Annotated in this window: 23 protein-coding genes; 8 read left to right on the top strand and 15 right to left on the bottom strand. The window is 50.9% G+C overall.

Annotation, left to right across the window (positions count from 1 at the left end; genetic code table 11):
- Positions 1–26: 26 nt before the first annotated feature.
- The 4 genes from gpsA to KP80_RS06355 form a co-directional block, all read right to left on the bottom strand.
- Positions 27–1046: an NAD(P)H-dependent glycerol-3-phosphate dehydrogenase gene (gene gpsA / locus KP80_RS06370; protein WP_052282754.1), complete on the bottom strand. Its 1020-nt coding sequence runs from the start codon at positions 1044–1046 to the stop codon at positions 27–29.
- Positions 1046–1513, bottom strand: coding sequence for a protein-export chaperone SecB (secB, locus tag KP80_RS06365; protein WP_052282753.1), 468 nt, complete (start codon positions 1511–1513; stop codon positions 1046–1048). The genes gpsA and secB overlap by 1 nt, the downstream gene beginning before the upstream one ends.
- Positions 1514–1597: 84 nt before the next feature.
- A complete protein-coding gene (gene grxC / locus KP80_RS06360; protein WP_052282752.1) occupies positions 1598–1849 on the bottom strand; it encodes a glutaredoxin 3 in 252 nt (83 codons plus the stop codon).
- Positions 1850–1887: 38 nt separating this feature from the next.
- A complete protein-coding gene (locus KP80_RS06355; RefSeq protein WP_052282751.1) occupies positions 1888–2319 on the bottom strand; it encodes a rhodanese-like domain-containing protein in 432 nt (143 codons plus the stop codon).
- 249 nt (positions 2320–2568) lie between these two features.
- On the opposite strand from KP80_RS06355, the gene gpmM reads away from it, so the two are divergent.
- The 3 genes from gpmM to KP80_RS06340 are packed head-to-tail and all read left to right on the top strand — an operon-like array spanning position 2569 to position 6327.
- Positions 2569–4116, top strand: coding sequence for a 2,3-bisphosphoglycerate-independent phosphoglycerate mutase (gpmM, locus tag KP80_RS06350; protein WP_052282750.1), 1548 nt, complete (start codon positions 2569–2571; stop codon positions 4114–4116).
- Positions 4117–4125: 9 nt separating this feature from the next.
- The gene (gene envC, locus KP80_RS06345) at positions 4126–5397 is read left to right on the top strand and encodes a murein hydrolase activator EnvC (RefSeq protein WP_052282749.1); all 1272 of its coding nucleotides are present in this window, start codon (positions 4126–4128) and stop codon (positions 5395–5397) included.
- 3 nt (positions 5398–5400) lie between these two features.
- On the top strand, positions 5401–6327 hold the full coding sequence (locus KP80_RS06340) for a divergent polysaccharide deacetylase family protein (RefSeq protein ID WP_052282748.1): 927 nt from the start codon (positions 5401–5403) through the stop codon (positions 6325–6327).
- Here KP80_RS06340 and KP80_RS06335 read toward each other — a convergent pair whose 3' ends face one another.
- The 3 genes from KP80_RS06335 to kbl all read right to left on the bottom strand — a co-directional run bounded on the left by KP80_RS06335 (position 6328) and on the right by kbl (position 9765).
- Positions 6328–7365 carry a glycosyltransferase gene (locus KP80_RS06335; RefSeq protein ID WP_052282747.1) on the bottom strand — a complete coding sequence of 346 codons (1038 nt, stop codon included), beginning with the start codon at positions 7363–7365 and terminating at the stop codon, positions 6328–6330.
- A gap of 168 nt (positions 7366–7533) precedes the next feature.
- Entirely contained in the window at positions 7534–8559 is a 1026-nt protein-coding gene (gene tdh / locus KP80_RS06330; protein WP_052282746.1) for an L-threonine 3-dehydrogenase, read from the bottom strand.
- Between the two features lie 9 nt (positions 8560–8568).
- Positions 8569–9765 (bottom strand): glycine C-acetyltransferase, encoded by a 1197-nt coding sequence (kbl, locus tag KP80_RS06325; protein ID WP_052282745.1) that lies wholly within the window; start codon positions 9763–9765, stop codon positions 8569–8571.
- A gap of 216 nt (positions 9766–9981) precedes the next feature.
- Here kbl and rfaD point away from each other — a divergent pair, with 216 nt between their 5' ends.
- From rfaD to rfaC, 3 genes are read left to right on the top strand one after another with little or no spacing between them, the layout of a single operon-like run.
- Positions 9982–10914: an ADP-glyceromanno-heptose 6-epimerase gene (gene rfaD / locus KP80_RS06320; protein ID WP_052282744.1), complete on the top strand. Its 933-nt coding sequence runs from the start codon at positions 9982–9984 to the stop codon at positions 10912–10914.
- Positions 10915–10923: 9 nt separating this feature from the next.
- A complete protein-coding gene (gene rfaF, locus KP80_RS06315) occupies positions 10924–11970 on the top strand; it encodes an ADP-heptose--LPS heptosyltransferase RfaF (RefSeq protein ID WP_052282743.1) in 1047 nt (348 codons plus the stop codon).
- A gap of 3 nt (positions 11971–11973) precedes the next feature.
- Positions 11974–12933, top strand: coding sequence for a lipopolysaccharide heptosyltransferase RfaC (rfaC, locus tag KP80_RS06310; RefSeq protein WP_052282742.1), 960 nt, complete (start codon positions 11974–11976; stop codon positions 12931–12933).
- 40 nt (positions 12934–12973) lie between these two features.
- Here the strand turns inward: rfaC and KP80_RS06305 are convergent, their stop codons facing one another.
- The 7 genes from KP80_RS06305 to rfaQ form a co-directional block, all read right to left on the bottom strand.
- On the bottom strand, positions 12974–14221 hold the full coding sequence (locus tag KP80_RS06305; RefSeq protein ID WP_231625910.1) for an O-antigen ligase family protein: 1248 nt from the start codon (positions 14219–14221) through the stop codon (positions 12974–12976).
- Positions 14222–14247: 26 nt separating this feature from the next.
- The gene (locus KP80_RS06300) at positions 14248–15021 is read right to left on the bottom strand and encodes a glycosyltransferase family 25 protein (RefSeq protein ID WP_052282740.1); all 774 of its coding nucleotides are present in this window, start codon (positions 15019–15021) and stop codon (positions 14248–14250) included.
- A 66-nt stretch (positions 15022–15087) separates the two neighbouring features.
- Entirely contained in the window at positions 15088–16083 is a 996-nt protein-coding gene (locus KP80_RS06295) for a glycosyltransferase family 8 protein (protein ID WP_052282739.1), read from the bottom strand.
- 16 nt (positions 16084–16099) lie between these two features.
- The gene (waaO, locus tag KP80_RS06290) at positions 16100–17116 is read right to left on the bottom strand and encodes a lipopolysaccharide 3-alpha-galactosyltransferase (RefSeq protein ID WP_052282738.1); all 1017 of its coding nucleotides are present in this window, start codon (positions 17114–17116) and stop codon (positions 16100–16102) included.
- A gap of 16 nt (positions 17117–17132) precedes the next feature.
- Entirely contained in the window at positions 17133–17930 is a 798-nt protein-coding gene (rfaP, locus tag KP80_RS06285) for a lipopolysaccharide core heptose(I) kinase RfaP (RefSeq protein ID WP_052282737.1), read from the bottom strand.
- Positions 17923–19047, bottom strand: a complete 1125-nt coding sequence (locus KP80_RS06280) for a glycosyltransferase family 4 protein (protein ID WP_052282736.1) — start codon at positions 19045–19047, stop codon at positions 17923–17925. The genes rfaP and KP80_RS06280 overlap by 8 nt, the downstream gene beginning before the upstream one ends.
- Positions 19044–20114 carry a lipopolysaccharide core heptosyltransferase RfaQ gene (rfaQ, locus tag KP80_RS06275; RefSeq protein WP_072129058.1) on the bottom strand — a complete coding sequence of 357 codons (1071 nt, stop codon included), beginning with the start codon at positions 20112–20114 and terminating at the stop codon, positions 19044–19046. The genes KP80_RS06280 and rfaQ overlap by 4 nt, the downstream gene beginning before the upstream one ends.
- Before the next feature lie 402 nt (positions 20115–20516).
- Here rfaQ and waaA point away from each other — a divergent pair, with 402 nt between their 5' ends.
- Both waaA and coaD read left to right on the top strand, forming a co-directional pair.
- Positions 20517–21794, top strand: coding sequence for a lipid IV(A) 3-deoxy-D-manno-octulosonic acid transferase (waaA, locus tag KP80_RS06270; RefSeq protein WP_052282735.1), 1278 nt, complete (start codon positions 20517–20519; stop codon positions 21792–21794).
- An 8-nt stretch (positions 21795–21802) separates the two neighbouring features.
- Positions 21803–22282 (top strand): pantetheine-phosphate adenylyltransferase, encoded by a 480-nt coding sequence (coaD, locus tag KP80_RS06265; RefSeq protein ID WP_052282778.1) that lies wholly within the window; start codon positions 21803–21805, stop codon positions 22280–22282.
- A gap of 55 nt (positions 22283–22337) precedes the next feature.
- Here the strand turns inward: coaD and mutM are convergent, their stop codons facing one another.
- The gene (gene mutM, locus KP80_RS06260) at positions 22338–23147 is read right to left on the bottom strand and encodes a bifunctional DNA-formamidopyrimidine glycosylase/DNA-(apurinic or apyrimidinic site) lyase (RefSeq protein WP_052282734.1); all 810 of its coding nucleotides are present in this window, start codon (positions 23145–23147) and stop codon (positions 22338–22340) included.
- Positions 23148–23210: the final 63 nt, after the last annotated feature.

The following is a 23210-nucleotide window of genomic DNA, read 5'->3' as shown; positions in this document are numbered from 1 at the left end:
GTTGCGATGACAAAGGTTTCCTGCGTTTAGTTGCCGCTATGCTCATCCTTGCGTGCACGACCTAATAAGGTCAATGCTGCCTCGCGCGCACTTTTTCCGCAATATAATACCTGATAAATTTCCTCGGTTATTGGCATTTCGACACCTACACGGTGCGCCAACTCGCGAACTTCTTTGGTATTACGGTAACCTTCAACCACCTGACCAATTTTGTCCTGCGCTTCTTGCACCTGCGCACCTTGCCCCAGCGCCATACCGAAACGACGGTTACGCGACTGGTTGTCGGTACAGGTCAGCACTAAGTCACCCAGCCCCGCCATGCCCATAAAGGTCACCGGATCGGCACCCAGCGCCACGCCAAGACGCGACATTTCGGTCAACCCACGGGTGATAAGCGCCGTACGCGCGTTCGCACCAAAACCAATGCCATCGGAGATACCGGCACCAATCGCAATCACGTTCTTCACTGCGCCGCCCAGCTGGACGCCGATGAAGTCCGGATTACTGTAGACGCGGAAGCTCTTGCCGCAGTGTAGTAACTGCTGGAGATCGTCAGCAAAGACCGGGTCGGTCGCCGCCAGCGAAATGGCCGTCGGTAAACCCGCCGCCAACTCTTTGGCAAACGTTGGCCCTGAAATGACAGCCAGCGGGATGTCATCGCCCAACGCTTCGCGCGCGACTTCCTGCAGCAGGCGGCCGGTTTCAGCCTCCAGCCCTTTCGTTGCCCACACCACTCGCGCATCTGGGCGCAGCAGGGGTTTCATCTGGCGCAGAACATCGCCGAAGACGTGGCTTGGCACCACCACCAGAATATCGCGACTGGCGGCCAGTGCGGTCGCAAGGTCGCTTTCCAGATGCAGTGTGTCAGGGAATGGAACATCAGGGAGAAATGCCGCGTTGCAGCGATCGTGCTGGAGCGTCGCGACATGTTTAGGATCGTGGCCCCAGAGTACAACTGGATGGCCATTTCTTGCCACGGTGATGGCAAGAGCGGTGCCGTAAGAGCCGGCACCGATCACAGTCATTGAAGCATTAAGTGCGTTCATCAGGCATCCTGATGTTGTTCTGCACCTTCGCCAGCCTGCTGCTGCAGATAGTTCATGAACAGGGCATCAAAGTTAACCGGCGCAAGGTTCAGCTGTGGGAAAGTCCCACGGGAAACCAGGCTGGTGATGCATTCACGCGCATACGGGAACAGGATGTTCGGGCAGTATGCACCCAGGCAATGGGCCATCTGAGTCCCTTCGATACCTTCAATGGAGAAGATACCCGCCTGCTGAGTTTCGCACAGGAACGCAGTTTCTTCGCCCAGAGTCGCCGTTACGGTGACACGCAGCACCACTTCATACACGCCTTCAGCCAGCTGGTTGGATGCGGTATCAAGATCAAGTTTAACCTCTGGTTGCCAATCTTTCTGGAAAACCTGTGGCGCATTTGGCGCTTCGAAAGAAACGTCTTTGGTGTAGATGCGTTGGATCTGGAAAGCCATTTCTGCGTTGTTTTGTTCTGACATGTGTAAAAACCCTTTCGTGTTGTCCTTAAAATAGGCGGTATGCCTCACGCCCGCAAAGGGCAGGCGCGAGCGCTTAGTAAAGCATTAGCGCAGCAGGGGATCGAGTCCACCACGTGCGTCAAGCGCATACAAGTCGTCACAGCCGCCAATGTGCTGTGCATCAATAAAAATCTGCGGAACCGTTGTACGGCCACTGCGCTGAATCATCTCTTCGCGTTTTTCTGCGTTACCGTCGATTGGCAGTTCTTCAAAAGAAACGCCTTTCTCAGACAGCAGCGCTTTTGCACGGTGGCAATAAGGGCATGTCGCTTTGGTATAGATTTCAATCTTCGCCATTACAGCTCTCCTGACTTTACCCAATAAGTGAGCAGGGATTACTTACCGCGAACCAGAGGCAGGTTTTCACCGCTCCAGCCTGCAATGCCTTCTTTCAGTACGAAGACTTTCTCAAAGCCAGCTTTCAACAGCAAGGTCGCTGACTCGGTTGCCTGCATACCGGAACCGTCGGTCACAATCACCGGCTTGTCTTTGTGTTTGTCCAGCTCGCCAACGTTGTTAGCTTTGATCTCAGCCGGCAGCAGGTTCAGAGAACCGGCGATATGGCCTTTACGGAAATCATCGCGCTGGCGCAGATCGACAACGATCGCGTCTTCTTTGTTAATCAAACGCGTCACTTCACCGCGGTTGATGACTTTAACTTTGGACATCAGCCCTTTAAAGGTGGTGAACAGCACGGCCGCCAGCAGCGCGATCCACGCGATGCTCAGGACAGGGTGACGACCAACAAATTGCATAATCTCTTGCATGGGGGGTAACAGCTCCCGACGTGTAATGTTTAAAAACCAGGGAAGGAGTATACCTGCGGCGTGGCGCAAATACAGCCAGCGCGCGTGATGTAATGCGTTTTCTGCGGAGTGCTGCCGAAAAAAAGAGAGCGAATGTGTGCTTTTCGCCCATTATCCCCCCGCTTTCTTTGATCTCTCATTGTTATTTTATCGATTCAGCTGTAGTAAAATTACGCAAATTTTCTGTCTTTAGAGCATGAGGTTGTCGCAATGTCGGTTTCTAAAAAACCTATGGTACTGGTAATCCTGGATGGCTACGGCTACCGCGAAGAGCAGCAGGATAACGCTATTTTTACGGCTAAAACTCCGGTCATGGATGCCCTGTGGGCAAAACGTCCGCACACCCTGATCCACGCCTCTGGCCTGGAAGTCGGCCTGCCAGATGGTCAGATGGGTAACTCCGAAGTCGGTCACGTTAACCTGGGCGCGGGTCGCATCGTCTATCAGGACCTGACCCGTCTCGACGTTGAAATCAAAGATCGCGCATTCTTCGCAAACCCAGTGCTATCCGGTGCGGTAGATACAGCCGTTGCCGCAGGCAAAGCCGTGCACATCATGGGCCTGTTGTCTGCCGGTGGCGTTCATAGCCACGAAGATCACATCATGGCGATGGTAGAACTGGCCGCCGAACGTGGCGCAGAAAAAATCTACCTGCACGCTTTCCTCGATGGTCGAGACACTCCACCACGCAGCGCTAATGGCTCCCTGCAGAAATTCGAAGACAAATTTGCCGCACTGGGCAAAGGTCGCGTCGCGTCCATCATTGGCCGTTACTATGCAATGGACCGTGACAACCGTTGGGATCGCGTTGAACAAGCGTACAACCTGCTGGTTGAAGCGAAAGGTGAGTTCCAGGCCGATACCGCCGTTGCCGGACTGGAAGCCGCTTACGCACGCGACGAGAACGATGAATTCGTAAAAGCGACCGTTATCCGTGCCGCAGGCCAGGCCGATGCGGCGATGGAAGACGGCGACGCGCTGATCTTCATGAACTTCCGTGCTGACCGCGCGCGCGAAATCACCCGTGCCTTCGTCAATGCTGACTTCGACGGCTTTGCGCGTCGTAAACAAGTGAAGCTGGGCGATTTCATCATGCTGACCGAATACGCGGCAGACATCAAAGCACCGTGCGCTTACCCACCAGCTTCGCTGGAAAACACCTTCGGTGAGTGGATGGCGAAGCACGATAAAACTCAGCTGCGCATCTCTGAAACTGAAAAATACGCACACGTCACCTTCTTCTTTAACGGCGGCGTAGAAGAGCCATTCAAAGGTGAAGATCGCATTCTGATCAACTCGCCGAAAGTGGCCACCTATGACCTGCAGCCGGAGATGAGCTCCGCTGAGCTGACCGAGAAGCTGGTTGCGGCTATCGAAAGTGGCAAATACGACACCATTATCTGTAACTACCCGAACGGCGATATGGTTGGTCATACCGGCGTGATGGAAGCGGCAGTCAAAGCGGTTGAAGCACTGGATCATTGCCTGAGCGAAGTGACCCAGGCAATCGAAAAAGTCGGTGGCCAGATGCTGGTTACCGCTGACCACGGCAATGCTGAACAGATGCGTGACCCGGCGACTGGCCAAGCGCACACCGCACACACCAGCCTGCCGGTTCCGCTGATCTACGTTGGCAATAAAACCGTGAAAGCGGTGGAAGGCGGTAAGCTTTCCGATCTCGCGCCAACCATGCTGTCGCTGATGGGGATGGAAATCCCGCAACAGATGACTGGTAAGCCGCTGTTCATCGTGGAATAATCTCTCCCCATGAGGGGAAAGGCGATTTATTCCATTAAATGGGCCGGAGCAACGCTTCGGTCCTCGTTCTACGCCAGCGCACTCAGCGCTGGCGTATTGCTGTGCGCCGCACCCGCCCACGCGGATGACCGCTCGCAGCTGCAATCTATTCAGGCCGATATCGCCGCCAAAGAGCGCGCGGTACGCCAACAGCAACAACAGCGTTCTACTCTCCTCGCCCAGCTTAAAGCGCAGGAACAGGCTATTGCCGCCGCCGCGCGTCAGCTCCGTGAAACGCAAAACTCGTTAGCTCAGCTCAACGCACAAATTGCGGAAATGAACGCCTCTATCGCCAAGCTGGAAAAGCAGCGGCAGATGCAGGAACGTAATCTGGCCGCCCAGCTCGACGCCGCATTTCGCCAGGGCGAACATACCGGCATTCAGCTGATCCTCAGCGGTGAGGAAAGTCAGCGTGGACAGCGCCTACAGGCCTATTTTGGTTATTTGAACCAGGCCCGTCAGGAGACGATCTCTGAGCTCAAAGAAACACGTGAACAGGTTGCCGCGCAAAAAACTGAGCTCGAAGAAAAGCAGAGCCAGCAGCAAACTCTGCTGTATGAACAGCGCGCACAGCAAACCAAGCTGGAGCAGGCACGTAACGAACGTCAGAAGACCATTTCCGGACTTGAATCCTCTATTCAGCAGGGCCAGCAGCAGCTAGGCGAACTGCGCGCCAACGAATCTCGTCTGCGTAACAGCATTGCGCGGGCGGAAGCGGCGGCGAAAGCCCGCGCCGAACGCGAAGCCAAAGAGGCTGAAGCGGTACGTAATCGCCAGCAGGAAGCCACCCGCAAAGGCACTACCTATAAACCATCCGAAAGCGAACGTTCTTTGATGTCACGTACCGGTGGCCTTGGTGCACCGCGTGGCCAGGCATACTGGCCAGTGCGCGGCACCACGCTGCATCGTTATGGCGAACAGCTACAAGGTGAACTACGTTGGAAGGGTATGGTGATTAGCGCTTCGGAAGGCACCGAGGTCAAAGCCATCGCCGACGGTCGCGTCATCCTTGCCGACTGGCTGCAGGGCTACGGTCTGGTAGTCGTTGTTGAGCACGGTAAAGGCGATATGAGCCTATATGGTTACAACCAGAGCGCACTGGTAAGCGTGGGTACGCAGGTGCGTGCCGGTCAGCCAATCGCTCTGGTGGGCAACAGTGGCGGCCAGGGCCGGCCTTCACTCTATTTCGAAATTCGCCGCCAGGGTCAGGCGGTCAATCCACTACCGTGGTTGGGAAGATAAGTTTTGCTTCAATTTCGCCAGTTAGTTCTTCTTAGTTCACTGGCATTAGCTGCACCAGGCTATGCCGGTAAACTCGCTATTGTTATCGATGATTTTGGCTATCGCCCACACCAGGAAAACCAGGTGTTGGCCATGCCGTCCGCTATTTCCGTCGCCGTTTTACCCAATGCGCCGCATGCCCGCGAAATGGCGACAAAAGCCCACAACAGTGGACACGAAGTGCTTATCCACCTGCCAATGGCGCCGCTAAGCAAGCAGCCGCTGGAAAAAGACACGCTGCGTCCAGATATGAGCAGCGATGAGATTGAGCGTATTATTCGCGAAGCCGTGGATAAAGTGCCCTTTGCCGTGGGTCTCAATAACCACATGGGCAGCGCAATGACTTCCAGCCTGTTTGGCATGCAAAAAGTGATGCAGGCGCTGGGCCGCTACAATCTCTATTTTCTCGACAGCATGACGATTGGCAATAGCCAGGCCATGCGCGCGGCGAACGGTACCGCCGTGAAGGTGATTAAGCGTCGGGTGTTCCTTGATGACACACAGAATGAGGCTGATATCCGCGTCCAGTTTAACCGAGCCATTGACCTGGCGCGGCGTAACGGTTCGGCGATTGCCATTGGTCACCCGCATCCAACAACCGTACGCGTACTACAGCAGATGGTGTATAACCTGCCGTCCGATATCACCCTGGTACGTCCGAGCAGCCTGCTTAACGAACCTCAGGTCGATACCTCGAGACCAAATAGCGGCGTCCCTCCACAAGTCCAGCCAACTGCACCGCGCAATCCGTTCCGCGGCGTTAAGCTTTGCAAGCCGAAGAAACCGCTGGAGCCCGTTTACGCCAACCGTTTCTTCAATGTGCTAAGCGAGAGCATCACCCACAGCACACTAGTGCAGTATATGCAGTTGCAGTGGCAGGGGTGGCAGTAGCTAGTCTTTCAGCCCCAACGTGAGGTGGGCCAGACGACGCGGGGTAAGTGATTTATCACGCATCTTGTTAAAGCGAATGGCCCACAGCATCACCTGATACGCCAGCTTCACACTACAAATGTTGCTCACCATTCGCTTAAACATACCGGAAACCTCAGCTTCCGCCACCATGCGCTCACGGATCTTCTGGTCCGGTTCTTTACGAATGCAGTGGCACACGCGCATCGCCTCGTAAATAACCTGCTGTTTAAACTCAGGATAAATCGGAATACGCCCAGCGTAGTCGTGATTCATCTTGTCGAGCAGACGAGTAATTTTGATGTAATGGCGCTGATAGGCGAGGTTTTTGAGCCCGGTACGCGGCAGACGGCTCACTGATGCACCGTGCAGGAAGTATTTGTACAGAGGCACTTCGGTGTAACGCGCGCGTTTGGCGTTAAACATAAACTCGGTCGACCAGATAATATCCTGGTGATGCAGGCCGGGAACAAAGCTCAGCCCCGCATCAACGATGGTTTGATGTCGATAGACGCCCATCCACACCACGTGACGCCAGCGGCGGCTAGCCAATCCCTTGCGCAGCCATTCTGGCCCGGTCATCACTCCCGTTGAGCGAATACGCTCTGGTGGAATCGATGCCCAGGTTTTACCGGTTTCCGCAATGCACCAATCGGCGTTACATTGCGCGACATCCAGATTGTCGGTCAGCGCCATGTTCATTAGCGTTTCGTACATTTCCGGATAAGCAATGTCATCGCCGTCGACATAGGCAATGAACTCCCCCTTCGCGATCTTCATCCCGGTATTTCGCGCCGCAGAAACACCCGCATTGCGCTGATGCAGCAAGTGGACATGCGGATAGCGATCCACGTACGCCTGGGCAAGCTCTGCCGAATTATCCGTCGAACCATCGTTAACGATGATGATTTCGATATTCTTCCAGGTTTGCGCGATCAACGAATCCATACAGGCAATAAACGGTTCGCCCGTATTGTAAAGCGGCATAATGACGCTCAGGAGACCGGGAGTGTAGGTCATATAAAATCCTGCCAAACAGTATAATTAACGGCAATATTTAACATATTGAAGGGTAAAGGTCAGCGAAAGTTCGTGCTGTCTTTTACGCGGAAGGGCAAAAAAATCCCCGGACATTTAACGCTATTAAACATCCGGGGACAACTGGCACTTACCAGTAGGCTCGAGCGGTTAATCCCAGCTCAGCACCACTTTGCCGGACTGGCCGGAACGCATGGCATCAAAGCCCTTCTGGAAATCGTCAATGCTGAAGCGATGGGTGATGATAGGTGACAGATCCAGACCAGACTGAATCAGTGCCGCCATCTTGTACCAGGTTTCGAACATTTCACGGCCGTAGATACCTTTAATAAACAAACCCTTAAAGATAACTTTGGTCCAGTCGATGGACATGTCTGATGGTGGAATACCCAGCATCGCAATGCGCCCACCGTGGTTCATGGTGTCGAGCATGGTACGGAACGCTGGCGGCGCACCGGACATTTCCAGACCCACGTCGAAACCTTCAGTCATGCCCAGTTCAGCCATGACGTCATTGAGGTTTTCTTTCGATACGTTAACAGCACGAGTCACGCCCATTTTGCGTGCCAAATCCAAACGGTATTCGTTCACATCCGTGATCACTACGTTACGCGCGCCTACGTGTTTAGCCACCGCAGCCGCCATCACGCCAATTGGGCCTGCCCCAGACACCAGCACATCTTCACCGACGAGGTCGAAGGAGAGCGCAGTGTGTACGGCGTTGCCAAACGGGTCAAAGATAGACGCCAGATCGTCAGAAATATTGTCTGGGATTTTGAACGCGTTAAAGGCCGGGATCACCAGATATTCAGCAAAGCAGCCCTGGCGATTTACGCCGACACCAATGGTGTTCCGGCACAGGTGGGTACGACCACCGCGGCAGTTACGGCAGTGCCCGCAGGTGATGTGCCCTTCGCCAGAAACGCGATCGCCCAGCTTAAAGCCACGGACTTCCTGGCCGATACCCACGATTTCACCGACATATTCATGCCCCACTACCATCGGGACCGGAATGGTTTTCTGCGACCATTCATCCCAGTTGTAGATATGCACGTCGGTGCCGCAAATCGCGGTTTTGCGAATCTTAATCAGCAGGTCGTTATGACCCAGTTCCGGTTCCGGAACATCGGTCATCCAGATGCCTTCTTCGGCTTTCAGTTTAGATAACGCTTTCATCTCACACCCTTAGGCAATGACGCCCAGTTGTTTACCGATGCGGGTAAAGGCTGCCACCGCACGTTCAATTTGCTCGGTCGTATGCGCCGCCGACATCTGAGTGCGAATACGCGCCTGACCTTTTGGTACCACCGGGAAGAAGAACCCGGTGACGTAGATCCCTTCTTTTTGCAGCTCGCGAGCGAAGTTCTGTGCAACAACCGCATCGCCCAGCATCACCGGAATAATTGCGTGGTCAGCACCCGCCAGGGTAAAGCCCGCCGCGCTCATTTTTTCGCGGAACAGGCGCGCGTTGGCCCACAGCTTGTCACGCAGCGCGCTACCCTCTTCCACCATCTCCAGCACTTTGATTGAAGCGGCAACGATGGCCGGCGCCAGGGAGTTGGAGAACAGGTATGGACGAGAACGCTGGCGCAGCCACTCAACCACTTCCTTACGCGCTGCAGTATAGCCGCCAGACGCGCCGCCCAGCGCTTTACCCAGGGTACCGGTGATGATGTCAACGCGGCCCATCACTTCACAATATTCATGTGAACCACGGCCGTTCTCACCAACGAAACCGACGGCGTGCGAATCATCAACCATCACCAGCGCATCGTATTTATCCGCCAGGTCACACACACCTTTCAGGTTGGCAATAACGCCATCCATGGAGAAGACGCCGTCGGTGGCGATCAGCACGTGCCGTGCACCGGCTTCACGCGCTTCTTTCAGGCGAGCTTCCAGTTCCTGCATATCGTTATTGGCATAGCGGAAGCGCTTCGCTTTACACAGGCGCACACCGTCGATAATCGAGGCATGGTTCAGGGCATCGGAGATAATGGCGTCTTCGGCGCCGAGCAGCGTCTCGAACAGGCCGCCGTTCGCATCGAAGCAAGAGGAGTACAGGATGGCATCTTCCATGCCGAGGAAACCGGCCAGCTTCTGCTCCAGCACTTTGTGGCTGTCCTGCGTACCGCAGATGAAGCGCACGGAAGCCATGCCAAAACCGTGGCTGTCCATACCCGCTTTCGCCGCGTTAATCAGCTCAGGATGGTTGGCCAGTCCAAGGTAGTTATTGGCGCAGAAGTTGATGACATGACTGCCATCACCGACCGTGATATCCGCTTGCTGAGCGGAAGTAATGATACGTTCTTCTTTGAACAGACCCTCGGCACGCGCGGTCTCCAGGTCGTTCGTTAACTGTTTGTAGAAATCACCACGCATTGCAACTCTCCAGATTCGGTAAAATTTGGCACATATTACCCAAAGCTATACGCTGATACGAGATGATGCATGTCTGAATGAATTATTTGCAGCATAAATCACGTGGCTTAGGCTCTCTGCATGGTGAAAGGCTGAAGGCTTAGCAATGTGATGATATGATAAGAGACATTAGCGCCCTGGATAGTCCAGGGTCCTCACATTTCAAAGGTTACAGTTATGATCATCGTTACCGGCGGCGCTGGCTTCATCGGCAGCAACATCGTGAAAGCGCTCAATGACAAAGGCATCACTGACATTCTGGTGGTGGATAACCTGAAAGACGGTACCAAGTTCGTTAACCTGGTCGACCTCGACATCACCGATTACATGGATAAAGAAGATTTTCTGATCCAGATTATGGCCGGTGAAGAACTTGGCGATATAGAAGCCGTGTTCCACGAAGGGGCCTGCTCCTCCACCACCGAGTGGGATGGTAAGTACGTGATGGATAACAACTATCAGTACTCCAAAGAGCTGCTGCACTACTGCCTGGAGCGCGAAATTCCGTTCCTGTATGCCTCTTCCGCAGCCACCTACGGCGGCCGTACCAGCAATTTCATCGAGTCCCGCGAATTTGAAAAACCGCTGAACGTTTACGGCTACTCCAAGTTCCTGTTCGACGAATACGTTCGCCGCATCATGCCGGAAGTGGACTCCCCAATCGTTGGCTTCCGTTACTTCAACGTCTATGGCCCACGCGAGGGCCACAAAGGCAGCATGGCGAGCGTAGCTTTCCACCTCAATACCCAGTTGAACAATGGCGAAAGTCCGAAACTGTTTGAAGGCAGCGATGGCTTCAAGCGCGATTTTGTCTACGTCGGCGACGTCGCGGCAGTGAATCTGTGGTTCTGGGAAAACGGCGTATCCGGTATCTTTAACCTCGGCACCGGCCGTGCGGAATCTTTCCAGGCCGTGGCTGACGCTACCCTCGCGTATCACAAAAAAGGCAGCATCGAGTACATTCCATTCCCGGACAAACTCAAAGGCCGCTATCAGGCGTTTACGCAGGCTGATCTGACTAACCTGCGTGCTGCGGGCTACGATAAGCCATTCAAGACCGTCGCCGAAGGCGTAACGGAATATATGGCCTGGTTGAACCGCGACGCGTAAGAAGTCAGCATGAAAATACTGGTGATCGGCCCGTCATGGGTGGGCGACATGATGATGTCGCAAAGTCTCTATCGCACGCTCAAGGCGCGCTATCCCCAGGCGATAATTGATGTGATGGCACCCGCGTGGTGCCGTCCGTTGTTATCACGTATGCCGGAAGTCAACGACGCGATCGCCATGCCCCTTGGGCACGGCGCGCTGGAAATTGGCGAGCGGCGCAAACTCGGCCATAGCCTGCGCGAGCGGCGCTATGACCGAGCCTACGTCCTGCCTAACTCCTTTAAATCGGCGCTAGTCCCGTTCTTCGCGGGCATTCCGCTGCGTACCGGCTGGCGCGGAGAAATGCGTTACGGTCTGCTGAACGACGCGCGAGTGTTGGATAAAGAAGCCTGGCCGTTGATGGTCGAGCGCTATGTAGCGCTGGCCTATGATAAAGGCGTCATGCGCTGCGCCAAAGATCTGCCGCAGCCCCTGCTGTGGCCGCAGCTGCAGGTCAACGACGGGGAAAAATCCCTCACCTGCAACGCGTTCTCGCTGTCAAACGATCGCCCGATGATTGGCTTCTGCCCTGGCGCAGAATTTGGCCCAGCCAAGCGCTGGCCGCACTATCACTACGCCACGCTAGCGAAGCAGTTGATTGATGAGGGCAACCAGATTGTTCTTTTCGGCTCTGCGAAAGACAACGAAGCAGGCAATGAAATCATCGCCGCACTGAGCGAAGAGCAGAAAGCCTGGTGCCGCAATCTGGCCGGGGAAACCCAGTTGGAACAAGCGGTAATTCTTTTGGCCGCTTGTAAAGCCGTGGTCACCAACGACTCCGGCCTGATGCACGTCGCCGCCGCGCTTAACCGCCCGCTGGTCGCGCTGTATGGACCAAGCAGCCCGGACTTCACTCCGCCGCTATCGAACAAGGCGCGCGTCATTCGTCTTATCACTGGCTACCATAAAGTGCGTAAAGGCGATTCAGATCAGGGTTATCATCAAAGCCTTATCGACATCACACCAGCCCGCGTGCTGGAAGAGCTCAACGCTCTGCTGTCGAGCGAGGAAGTCTGACGCATGCGGGTTCTGATTGTTAAAACCTCTTCAATGGGCGATGTCCTGCACACGCTGCCGGCCTTAACCGACGCGATGCGGGCCATTTCCGGCATTCGTTTTGATTGGGTGGTGGAAGAAGGTTTCGCGCAAATCCCCTCCTGGCATGAAGCCGTCGACCGCGTCATTCCCGTGGCGATTCGCCGCTGGCGTAAATCGTGGTTCTCCGCACCGATTAAGGCTGAACGCAAAGCCTTTCGCGATGCGGTGCAGTCAGTGAACTATGACGTCATCATTGATGCTCAAGGGTTGGTCAAAAGCGCCGCCTTGGTCACCCGACTGGCGCACGGCATTAAGCATGGCATGGATTGGCAAACCGCCCGTGAACCGCTGGCAAGCCTGTTCTACAACCGTCGCCACCACATTGCTAAGCAGCAGCATGCCGTTGAACGTACTCGCGAGCTGTTTGCTAAAAGCCTCGGCTACGCCAAACCTGAATCGCAGGGTGATTACGCGATCGCGCAGCATTTCCTGAGCGAGAGCACGGCGGATAGCGCGCCTTATTGCGTATTCCTGCATGCAACAACCCGCGATGATAAACACTGGCCTGAAAGCCACTGGCGCGAGCTGATTGGTCTGCTGAAAGAGAGCGGCCTGCGCATCAAGCTGCCGTGGGGAGCGCCGCATGAAGAAGCCAGGGCGCAGCGTTTGGCTCAGGGGTTTGATTATGTCGACGTACTGCCTCGTCTCAGCCTTGAGCAGGTCGCGCACGTTCTGGCAGACGCAAAATTTGTTGTTTCGGTGGATACCGGGTTAAGTCATTTAACCGCGGCGTTGGATCGCCCGAATATTACGCTGTATGGACCAACTGACCCAGGACTGATTGGTGGGTATGGGAAGAATCAGGTGGCGTGCTGTTCGCAAGATGGAGATCTGGCACATCTAACTGCTTCCCGGGTTATAAATCTATTACCCTTAAAATAAATAAGAGAGTGGGTTACAGCCCACTCTCTTATTTTTCTTGCTATTTTTCTTCTTTATTCACAGGTAACAACGAGGAAAGGAGAAAGCAGATAATCCATGATGCAGGAATTGGCTTATCGTGCGTAATCACATCACTTATTCCGAACAACATAATCGTGGCAGGAAAAACGAGAAGTAAATATTTCTTCTCAGCAAGACAGTAATATATTAATGCAGCATAGAAAAAGAATAGCACCATCACACCAATAACACCTTTGGTTGATAACGCTTCAATGATCTCATTATGCATATGCACATCTAAAAATAGTGTAGCGCCTTCATAAACACTATTTTCTTTACTCAAAGCGATAATCTTCGTCGCTCTTTGCTCAAGCGATTGCCATGCCAATCCGTTTGGGGCACTTTCATACCCGGCCATAATCATTGAAAAACGAGCGCCGATGGAAGAGGTACTATTCTCTGATCCAACATAATGATTTATATCACTTTTCATATTATCAAAACGTGTACTCACCTCCTGGTTAAAGACCAAACCACAGGCCAGGAGAAGTCCACATAGACCACCAAGACTTTTAAACAGGAAAGCTTTTTGTTTGTAGTAATGAATAAACAAAATGGCAGCTATCATTAATGGATACGTGAAAATCGCAGCCCGCGTCCCTGTCATTATTACAGCGGATAAGCTTAAAACAAAGTTTATATAGAAAAACGCCCATTTATACTTATTGGCGACATTAATAAATACAATAGCAGAATATAAAGAACAAAATACGATCATATAAGCCGCGATTGTTGCGGCTCCCATTTGGCCTATTGCCCCTCCCATTGCAGATAAAGAAATTCGATCTGCATGGAGCCAAATACTTTGATATCCTGCGACTGCATATATAATTATCTGAGCAGATAGGCTCGCAATAATATGGAATTTAATATTTACTTTATTTCTATTTTTATGAATATATAATAATACAAAAGCATTGGCAGCAAACATTTTTCCTACTTCCCAGTATCCTCTATAACCATTTTTGTAGATTACATGGTCTGTCTTATAGTTTAAATACCAGAGTGCATCAATAATCCCTAAAGCGAGCAGACCTAGTGCCAGGATAAGAGTACCTTTATTAAATTTATAATCATTACTAATGATCAACATAATAAAAGCAACAATACCTACCCCATTGATAATTTTATTAACTATATTTGTATCAATTGGAATAAAAATAAGACCTATGAAATAGGAAATGATAACAATATAAAACACAATATTTTTAGACGTATTCAATTTCACAGCCAGTCACCCATATAACTCATTAACTATTTAAGAAATGAAAAAAATATGACTCGAATCCATGAACGTAATAGCTTCATCGTTCCTTGAATCTTTCCTCGAGGTTTCTTTTGTCTGGATATGAGACTACGTTCTCGTTCCAAATGACTATTAAATTCATTAACTATAGGGTGAAATATAATTTCATTAAGATAGAAGTCTTTAATCACCCGTCGCTGGTACATTAATGGCCAACTATCAGCCCTGTATGTTCCATAATCCCTTGTAACATCAAGAAAATCTTTAGCCATCTTTTTATTCATTAAATAACAACAAGTTCTACGGAGTTTATCTCTATTATAATTTACCCGCCCAAAATAATATTTTCCTATTTTTATCGTGCAGATCCGACTTACCCCTAAGACCGGATAATCATGTAAACCCTTTTGTCCTCCAAGAAGATAAAGATTATCTTCTGGTAGTTTCTTTTGTTCAGAAACATCAAATGAAGTTAAAAACGTTTTAAATCTTTTATCAACAATAACATCATCTTCAAGTATGACTACCCAATCTTCGGATTTGGTCATCATGTCTTCATAAATGAACTGATGGCTGAGTGTGCATGCTATTTCACCGTCAGTCATATCGTATCCCACGCCACTCAACTTCGCATCGTCGATAATTTTTCTATTAATCGGATCTTTTGCATCGACAGCATCAAAGAATTGGAAATCTATTCCAAGCTGGGAAAAGGAATTTATTATCGCCTTCCGCCGTTCAGTGTCTCTCACCAAAGAGATAACATAAACACAAACTTGCATTCAGTAACCTTTATTTATTATTGAAAACCATTAAAACAGTAAAATGCCATGATATGTTTTTCTTTATTACTTTTTTAATTTATATTTAAACATAGCACATAATCCACTTACATATTTACGGTGTGCAAATAGATGTTTGTATTGTTTTTGCATTTCGGAAATATTCCTTGCGTCTTTTAACGGAAAATACTTCCACGGTGATTCTTGACGGGCAACATTGAAAAAACTTGCTGATGGGTAATCAGCCCAACTATGCCATGGCTTAGTGATACCAGTGTAATGGATCAATGCAGTGTCATCATTAATAACCTTCTGATAACCTCTATGAGAACGATCGGATAGTTCATTTTTCAATGTGTATATTTTATTATAGTCATTAGAAAGATAAATATTATTCATCTCAAACGAAATATTCAATGCGTCCTGATCTAAATATTTCAAAGCCCCATATTTAGACTCACCTTTCAAAAGAGTTAAAAGGTAAGGCTTCAGGTCTGACTCCTTCCATTTTTTCAAATTGACGTACATCACTCCCGCATTAAAGTAATACCCATTAATCTCTGGTAGATTCAGGCGCTTACTACAAGATTCTTGTGTTAATGGGCTGTCTGGAATGACCGCCGCAAACTCACCTTCAAACTTTATATCAGTTATTTTTCTAAGGCTACCTTTGCATATAACATCTGCGTCTAAATAAAGTAATGTTGAGATGCTACTACTTAGATATTCGAATGAATAAATCCTAAAATAGGTTGCATAGGACCAGGCACTGGATGTTGGTAAATCAACAAAATATTGAGGATCAATGAGATATACAATTATCGATGAATCAAACTGTTGTGCTGTTTTCTTAAAAGCATCTAAATACTCATCATCAATATAATCTGTGAAAACATGAAAAACGAAATTAATATCTTTATTATGTAATAGCACAGACGCTATTGAAACGCCTGCGCCATATAAGAAATTCTTATCTATACCATACGATACATTTAATACAGTAGAGTTATTCTCTTCATTGCGAGTGGTAAAACTATGTATTTCTTTAATGAACTCATCCATCTGCACCGCCTTATACTCAACCGACCAACTTCAAGTAATAATAATAAATATTATTTACAAACCACTTGAAATAATAATGTTTTTTGAAATTATGTTTTGCGCAATACCGTGCATAATTCGAATTAACTGGCTTTAATAGCGGCAAGTTTTTCCACGGTGATGAAGCCTTTGCTTTCAAAAAGGGTTCAGCGCTTGGGTAGCAGGCCCAGTTATGCCACGGCTTTGTTGGCCCAACGTAGTGTATTAGCACCGTACCGGCATGAATGGGGTTGATAAATGTCTCTTTCAGCTCATAGTTGAGGCTGAACTGGGTATTATATTTGCCGTCGATAAACGTCACTTTGCCGGAGAGGATAATGTTCAGGATATCCTGATCCATAAAACTCAGTTTGCGGGTGATACTTTTATCGGACAACAGCGACATCGCCTTACCCGAGACATATTCACTGGCCCACGCAGGAATATTCAGCAGCAACACGCCGGAATTGAAATAGCCGTTGGCAATTGCAGGACAGTCCAGACTTTTACTCCGTGATAACCACCATTTTTCATCACGCTCAGGCACCACGCCCACCACGGTATCCGCAAGCTCCAGCGTCATCAGCTCATGTATATCGCCCTGGCATACAATATCCGCATCCAGATAAAGAAGCCGGGTTTGCTGGCCAATAAAGTAATCACCAATGATAAAGCGAAAGTACATTGCCACAGACCAATTCTTGGTGGTCGGGAAGGCCGCTAAGCGTTCGCAGTTAACGATATGAATTTGAATGCAGGTGTCATTATCCTGTGCCAGCTGCGCGAACTGCCGCTTTTCGTCATCAGAAATGACATCGATAAAGACATGGAACACAAAGTTCATACTGCGGTTATGCAAAAGAACAGAAGCGATCGAAACGCCACAGCCGAAAAGAAAGTTCTTATCAATGCCGTAGGCAATATGGAACGGCGTATCTGCCGACAGCGTCTGGCCTTCATTAAAGACGATCGTCTCTTTAATCATCTCATCGGCCTTTAAATACGGATAGGTCATGTCCTGCTCCCGGCAATTACAACGACTTTCTGATCGTTCTTTCTTTTATCTTGTTGGCTTGGTCTGCCGCTTTTGCCAGCAGCGACTGCTCTTCGCGCAGCACATTCCGGATCGGCTCAGCAAAATAAACCCGCATAAAACGTAAAATATCCCGCTGTGTTAACCCGATGTTCAGCGATGAGAAGTAAAGCCCAATCAGGTCTTTATCGCGCCAGCGGCGGGGGACACGGCCGCGAATTTGTGCGCGATGCAGGTCAATCACCGAAATTTTAAGCGCATCTTCCTGCCCGCTAAACGGCAGATGCAGCAGGAAGTGGCAGATATAACAGTCGCGGTGGTTAATGCCCGCCAGGTGCATCTTACGCACCATGGTAGCAACGCGCTTAATCAGCATGCGTTTCACCGCTGCGGTCGGTGGATTGGTTATCCAGTCGGCACAATAATCTTCAAGGCTGATGGTCGGCGTGAGATCTTCGGTGATGATGAATGAGGTTTTGGTCAGCGGGTTCAGTCCTTTTTCGCCGAACCCCACACCGTGCATGGTATCAACACCCACATCGTGCAAACGGTGAATCGCATTCCACTCCCGGTCCGCACCCAGCACCGGCATACGCAGCGAAATCAGGTTTTTCACGATCTCTTTGAGAGAAGTTCCGCGGTGCCATTTCAGGAAGTAGCTTCCGCCTGCCAACTCAAAGCGCAGCGTACGACGGGTTTCCAGTTCACGAAACACCTCACCCTGTAGATGTTTTACCTCTTCAAACGCATCTTTTCCGCGCCACAGTGTGGCCAGCGGTTCGTTCAGCTCAACCATTCAAATCACCTATAATGATATCTGCCGCTTTGTCCGCCAGACTGTACAAATCTTGTGTATCCGCATAATTACGCGCATTTTTCGCCCACGCTGCGCGCAGCGCTGGCTGGGTTAACGCTTTAAGCAGAATCTCATTTAAAGCGTCCTGTCGGAAAGGCTCCGCAATGACCGCGCCGCAGTTAGCATCCGCGATATAGTGGGCATAGCCGCACACGCTTGTCGTTAGTACCGGCAAACCCGCGGTCACCGCCTCTAACAGCACAATTCCCGCGGCTTCCTGATAGGCCGGGTGCAGCAGGATATCGGCCGCCGCCATCAGTTCAGCGACATCGTTACGCCCAGAGAAAAAGTGAACGTTACGATGAATGCCCAGTTTCTCTGCCAATGCCGCAAATTTACCCGGTTTATCCTGGCCAACAATAAACAGCTGGGTATTATTGCGCTGGCTTTCAGGCAGCGAAGCCATCGCATTTAACGTTCGGTCGACGCCTTTACGCGTGAAGTCCGACCCGACCTGCAAAAGTACGTTTTGCGATTCCGTCAGGCCGTTCTTTTGGCGATAAATCTGGCGAGCATCTGGGATCTGCTGGCTGTATTTTCTGTCTGGATAAATTCCCGGCGGCAAAATATGGAAACGCTCAGACTCGGTCTGGTAATGCTTCTGGAAATCGGCAATTTGCTTATCCGTCAGCATGAGTAGTTGGGTGGCTTTACCCTGCTCAAAAGTCGCCCGCTCAAAGTCGGCATAATGCCGGTAGCGCGAGGTCAGACGATAGAAAAAGCCTTTTTCCTGCGCAACCTTCTCGGCGTAGCAAACATCTGCCGCATAATAAACATCCAGCCCCGGCATCTTATTAAATCCCACGACTCGGTCCACCGGATGCTCGCGCAGATGATTTTGTACCCACGCGTAATATTCGGCGTTTCGTCCGTGGTTGGTTCTGGATTTTACCGGGACCCGAATAAGGTCAAAGGCCTCAGGATGTTCGCCTTCCCAGAATTGCGTATAGACACGCACCTGGTGGCCACGCGCCGCCACGGTCTGGGCAATCCGCATGAAATCGCGCTGCAACCCACCGAAAGGGAAATACTTATACAGACAGAATGCTACGATCATAATTGTTCGCCTATGACGGTTTCGCCGTGGCTGACTGGCAGCATTTTATCAATGGCGGCAATGACATCCGCAGCTGGGATCACCGAGAGATACATTTCGTTGCGATCGCGCTGTTCACGCGGCGGCATGGGACGGTAATCACCGGCCCAGAACTGAATCATATTGTCCGACCAAGGGCGCCAGAAGATATGGTCCGTTGCGCCAAACAGTGCAATCAACGGCGTTTTCACCGCCGCAGCAATATGCCCCGGCGCCGAGTCCACGCCGATAAACAGGACGGCATGGTCAATCAACGCCCCCAATTCAGGGAAGCTCACTTTACCGGCAAGTACCGTCACCGGCGGTTGTTTACAACCTTTGGCAATCGCATCAATACATGCCAGATCGTCAGCTCCAGGGCCGGAGGTCAACACCACTTCAATCCCGCGTTCATGCAGCGCATCAATCACCTGGGAAAATTTTTCATTCTCCCAGCATTTAAAAATCTGCCGCGCCGTCGGCTGAATCACCACATAACGTTCGCCTACGCCGACTTTATTCAGCTCCTGACGTACACGTTCCCAACAGTTAGAGTTGTAGCTCATCGTCGTTTCAGAGACGCAGGAATCAAGACCCAGAGGCGCCAGCACGGAAAGGTTGCTCTCGACCACGTTAGCACCTTTCGGCGGCGCAAGGTGCGTAAAGCTATTGCGCCAGAAAGCGGACTGACGGTGTTGGTAATCCTGCGAAATGCTCATCGGCGCGTTCAGCAGTCGTACCATGACGGCCACCATCCACTGGTCGGCCATATTAATGACAAGGTCATACTTGTTGGAACGTAATACCCTGATTAGCTCAATAAAATTACTTATCTTTTCACCGGTTTTGGCTTTCTTGTTTTTCAGGCCATACAGCGCATTGATCTCAGGATTTTCGGATAAAATCGGCATTGTGTCCTGATACAGCAGGACATCAACCTTCGCGTCAGGATAGTGGCGTTTAAGCGTGCTAATGACGGGAGTAGTCAGCAACATATCCCCGTGAAAACGCATTTTAATGACCAGAATTTTTTTAAATGGCTTTTCCACAAGCGACTCTTTGATTGAGATTTTCCGATAAATTAGGAAAAAGCACGCTACCGCCCAGGCTTAACAGCTACCTGATTACTGATATTGCACTCATTTTTGACGCGATAGTGTACCACTTCTTTTGCCGCAATCCGAACCGTAAGCACCTTGTACGATTTAATAATTTTAGCCTTATAAATCATGGCAATATAATTATATTGATACCGATTACTACCAACTGACACTCAGTTGAATTCCTCATGGAAAAATCGTTATGAACAGCATAAAAAACGGGGATTAGCAGCGATATCCACGGCAAGCCGCCACGCTGTGGATAATTTAGACCAAAAACAGCAAAAGTAATGGTAAAGCCTCAGGTAAATACATAGAATCCTCAGCACATTCATAACTCAGCTATTTATTATGCTTGAATTGCTTTACACCGCCCTTCTCTACCTTATTCAGCCACTCATCTGGATACGGCTTTGGGTGCGCGGACGTAAGGCTCCGGCCTATCGTAAACGCTGGGGTGAACGTTACGGATTCTATCGTCAGCCGCTTAAATCTGGCGGGATTATGCTGCACTCGGTTTCCGTTGGTGAAACGCTGGCCGCTATCCCGTTGGTCCGCGCGCTACGCCACCGTTACCCTGATTTACCCATTACTGTGACCACCATGACACCAACAGGTTCAGAGCGCGTCCAGTCTGCCTTTGGCAAAGACGTTCAGCACGTCTATCTGCCCTATGATTTACCCGATGCACTCAACCGTTTCCTTGATAAGATTGACCCTAAACTGGTGTTAATTATGGAAACCGAGCTGTGGCCAAACCTGATAGCTGCACTGCATCGCCGTCATATTCCGCTGGTCATCGCTAATGCCCGTCTGTCTGAGCGCTCAGCTGCAGGTTATGCCAAACTTGGTGCATTTGTGCGTACGCTGTTGCAGCGCATTACGCTGATTGCGGCGCAAAACGAAGAAGACGGTAAGCGCTTTGTGACGCTAGGAGCGAAAAACAGTCAGGTCACCATTACCGGCAGCCTGAAGTTTGATATCTCCGTAACGCCACAACTGGCGGCCAGGGCTATCACACTACGTCGCCAATGGGCGCCGCACCGCCCGGTGTGGATCGCCACCAGTACCCATGATGGTGAAGAGAGCATTATTATTGCCGCCCATCAGGCGCTGCTAAAGCACTATCCCGATTTACTGCTGATTCTGGTGCCTCGTCATCCAGAGCGTTTCCCGGATGCCATCAATCTGACTCGTCAGGCCGGTTTAACCTATACCACGCGCTCTTCTGGTGAAGTACCTTCCGCCGCGACGCAGGTAGTGATTGGCGATACCATGGGCGAACTGATGCTGCTATACGGAATTGCTGACCTGGCATTTGTGGGTGGTTCGCTGGTTGAGCGGGGTGGCCATAACCCGCTGGAAGCTGCCGCGCACGCGATCCCAGTACTGATGGGGCCGCACACATTCAATTTTAAAGATATCTGTGCGCGTTTGGAGCAGGCGAGTGGTTTGATTACCGTCACCGACGCCGCAAGCCTCGAAAAAGAAGTATCCTCTCTATTAGCCGATGCGGACTACCGTAGTTTCTATGGTCGCCATGCCGTTGAGGTTCTGTATCAAAATCAGGGTGCCTTGCAGCGCTTACTGCAACTCCTGGAGCCGTACCTGCCACCGAAAACGCATTGAGGATGATTATGCAAAAACGGGCGATTTATCCGGGCACTTTCGATCCGATTACCAACGGACACCTCGATATCGTCACGCGTGCAGCCTGCATGTTTGACCAGGTCATCCTTGCCATTGCGGCCAGCCCGAGTAAAAAACCGATGTTTGATCTTAGCGAGCGCGTTGCACTGGCTCAGCAGGCAACGGCGCATCTCCCTAACGTTGAAGTGATGGGTTTTAGCGATCTGATGGCTAATTTTGCCCGCGTACAGCAGGCGAATATACTGATTCGCGGCCTGCGCGCTGTCGCTGACTTCGAATACGAAATGCAGCTGGCGCATATGAACCGCCATCTGATGCCTGAGCTTGAAAGTGTCTTCCTGATGCCATCAAAAGACTGGTCGTTTATCTCATCATCACTGGTGAAAGAGGTGGCGCGTCATGCAGGGGATGTCACTCATTTCCTGCCACCCCATGTCCATCAAGCGCTAATGGACAAGCTGAAGTAACAGAACGACGCCGCCGTCCTATCACAAAATTTGGCGGCGTGTTGAAAAAGGCATCTTATTTCTGACACAACCGGCAGTAAAACGTTGCTCGCTGCGCATGCTTTGTGGCGATAATTGGCGTACCACACGCGCGACAAGGTTCCCCTTTTCGCCCGTACACCTGCAGCTCCTGCGCAAAATACCCCGGCTTGCCATCGCTTTGTAGAAAATCTTTCAGCGTGGTTCCGCCCTGTTCAATCGAACGCTTGAGCACCGCTTTTATTGCCCCAACTAGCCTTTCCCCTTCATCTTTGGATAACGATGACGCAAGTCTGTCCGGATGGATCCGCGCGGCAAACAGCGACTCGCTGGCATAAATATTCCCGACGCCCACCACCAGCTTGTTATCCATCAGCCATGGCTTTATCGCGGTTTTCTTCTTTGCGCACTTCGCCAGCAGATATTCAGCGCTAAATTCCTCGCTGAGCGGCTCGGGACCAAGATGGGCTAACACGCTGTGCCCTTCCAGCACGGGAGTCCATAGCCAGGCGCCAAAGCGCCGTGGGTCGGTATAGCGCAGCACTTTACCATTACTCATCACCAGATCGACGTGGTCGTGTTTTTCCGCCGGTATATCTTCCGACAAGATACGCAGACTGCCAGACATACCAAGGTGAATGATGATCCAGCCATCAGATAGTTCGAGTAGCAGGTATTTGGCGCGCCGCTGGACACTCAGGACAGATTTGTCGCTCAGGCGATAGATTTCATCGGAGACGGGCCAGCGCAGGCGGCCGTTGCGGATAACCGCATGCAGGATAGTCGCGCCGACCAGGTGAGGTTCAATACCCCGGCGGCTGGTTTCAACTTCAGGTAATTCAGGCATAGCGTCTCCGGCTGTAATACTGATCTCTCTATTATGGGGACGCGTAGAAAACAAAAAACCCCG

Origin of the sequence: Kluyvera genomosp. 1, assembly GCF_001266615.1 — a bacterium.
GTDB classification, from domain to species: Bacteria; Pseudomonadota; Gammaproteobacteria; order Enterobacterales; family Enterobacteriaceae; genus Kluyvera; species Kluyvera cryocrescens_A.
The sequence above is the reverse complement of the archived record's forward strand: the minus strand, read 5'-3'. Positions and strand labels throughout refer to the sequence as shown.

What these genes read in the sequence shown, in the direction of transcription:
- gpsA (WP_052282754.1), bottom strand. Translation starts at nt 1,046, where the DNA reads ATGAACGCACTTAATGCTTCAATGACTGTGATCGGTGCCGGCTCTTAC.
- secB (WP_052282753.1), bottom strand. Translation starts at nt 1,513, where the DNA reads ATGTCAGAACAAAACAACGCAGAAATGGCTTTCCAGATCCAACGCATC.
- grxC (WP_052282752.1), bottom strand. Translation starts at nt 1,849, where the DNA reads ATGGCGAAGATTGAAATCTATACCAAAGCGACATGCCCTTATTGCCAC.
- KP80_RS06355 (WP_052282751.1), bottom strand. Translation starts at nt 2,319, where the DNA reads ATGCAAGAGATTATGCAATTTGTTGGTCGTCACCCTGTCCTGAGCATC.
- gpmM (WP_052282750.1), top strand. Translation starts at nt 2,569, where the DNA reads ATGTCGGTTTCTAAAAAACCTATGGTACTGGTAATCCTGGATGGCTAC.
- envC (WP_052282749.1), top strand. Translation starts at nt 4,126, where the DNA reads ATGAGGGGAAAGGCGATTTATTCCATTAAATGGGCCGGAGCAACGCTT.
- KP80_RS06335 (WP_052282747.1), bottom strand. Translation starts at nt 7,365, where the DNA reads ATGACCTACACTCCCGGTCTCCTGAGCGTCATTATGCCGCTTTACAAT.
- tdh (WP_052282746.1), bottom strand. Translation starts at nt 8,559, where the DNA reads ATGAAAGCGTTATCTAAACTGAAAGCCGAAGAAGGCATCTGGATGACC.
- kbl (WP_052282745.1), bottom strand. Translation starts at nt 9,765, where the DNA reads ATGCGTGGTGATTTCTACAAACAGTTAACGAACGACCTGGAGACCGCG.
- rfaD (WP_052282744.1), top strand. Translation starts at nt 9,982, where the DNA reads ATGATCATCGTTACCGGCGGCGCTGGCTTCATCGGCAGCAACATCGTG.
- rfaF (WP_052282743.1), top strand. Translation starts at nt 10,924, where the DNA reads ATGAAAATACTGGTGATCGGCCCGTCATGGGTGGGCGACATGATGATG.
- rfaC (WP_052282742.1), top strand. Translation starts at nt 11,974, where the DNA reads ATGCGGGTTCTGATTGTTAAAACCTCTTCAATGGGCGATGTCCTGCAC.
- KP80_RS06300 (WP_052282740.1), bottom strand. Translation starts at nt 15,021, where the DNA reads ATGCAAGTTTGTGTTTATGTTATCTCTTTGGTGAGAGACACTGAACGG.
- KP80_RS06295 (WP_052282739.1), bottom strand. Translation starts at nt 16,083, where the DNA reads ATGGATGAGTTCATTAAAGAAATACATAGTTTTACCACTCGCAATGAA.
- waaO (WP_052282738.1), bottom strand. Translation starts at nt 17,116, where the DNA reads ATGACCTATCCGTATTTAAAGGCCGATGAGATGATTAAAGAGACGATC.
- rfaP (WP_052282737.1), bottom strand. Translation starts at nt 17,930, where the DNA reads ATGGTTGAGCTGAACGAACCGCTGGCCACACTGTGGCGCGGAAAAGAT.
- KP80_RS06280 (WP_052282736.1), bottom strand. Translation starts at nt 19,047, where the DNA reads ATGATCGTAGCATTCTGTCTGTATAAGTATTTCCCTTTCGGTGGGTTG.
- waaA (WP_052282735.1), top strand. Translation starts at nt 20,517, where the DNA reads ATGCTTGAATTGCTTTACACCGCCCTTCTCTACCTTATTCAGCCACTC.
- coaD (WP_052282778.1), top strand. Translation starts at nt 21,803, where the DNA reads ATGCAAAAACGGGCGATTTATCCGGGCACTTTCGATCCGATTACCAAC.
- mutM (WP_052282734.1), bottom strand. Translation starts at nt 23,147, where the DNA reads ATGCCTGAATTACCTGAAGTTGAAACCAGCCGCCGGGGTATTGAACCT.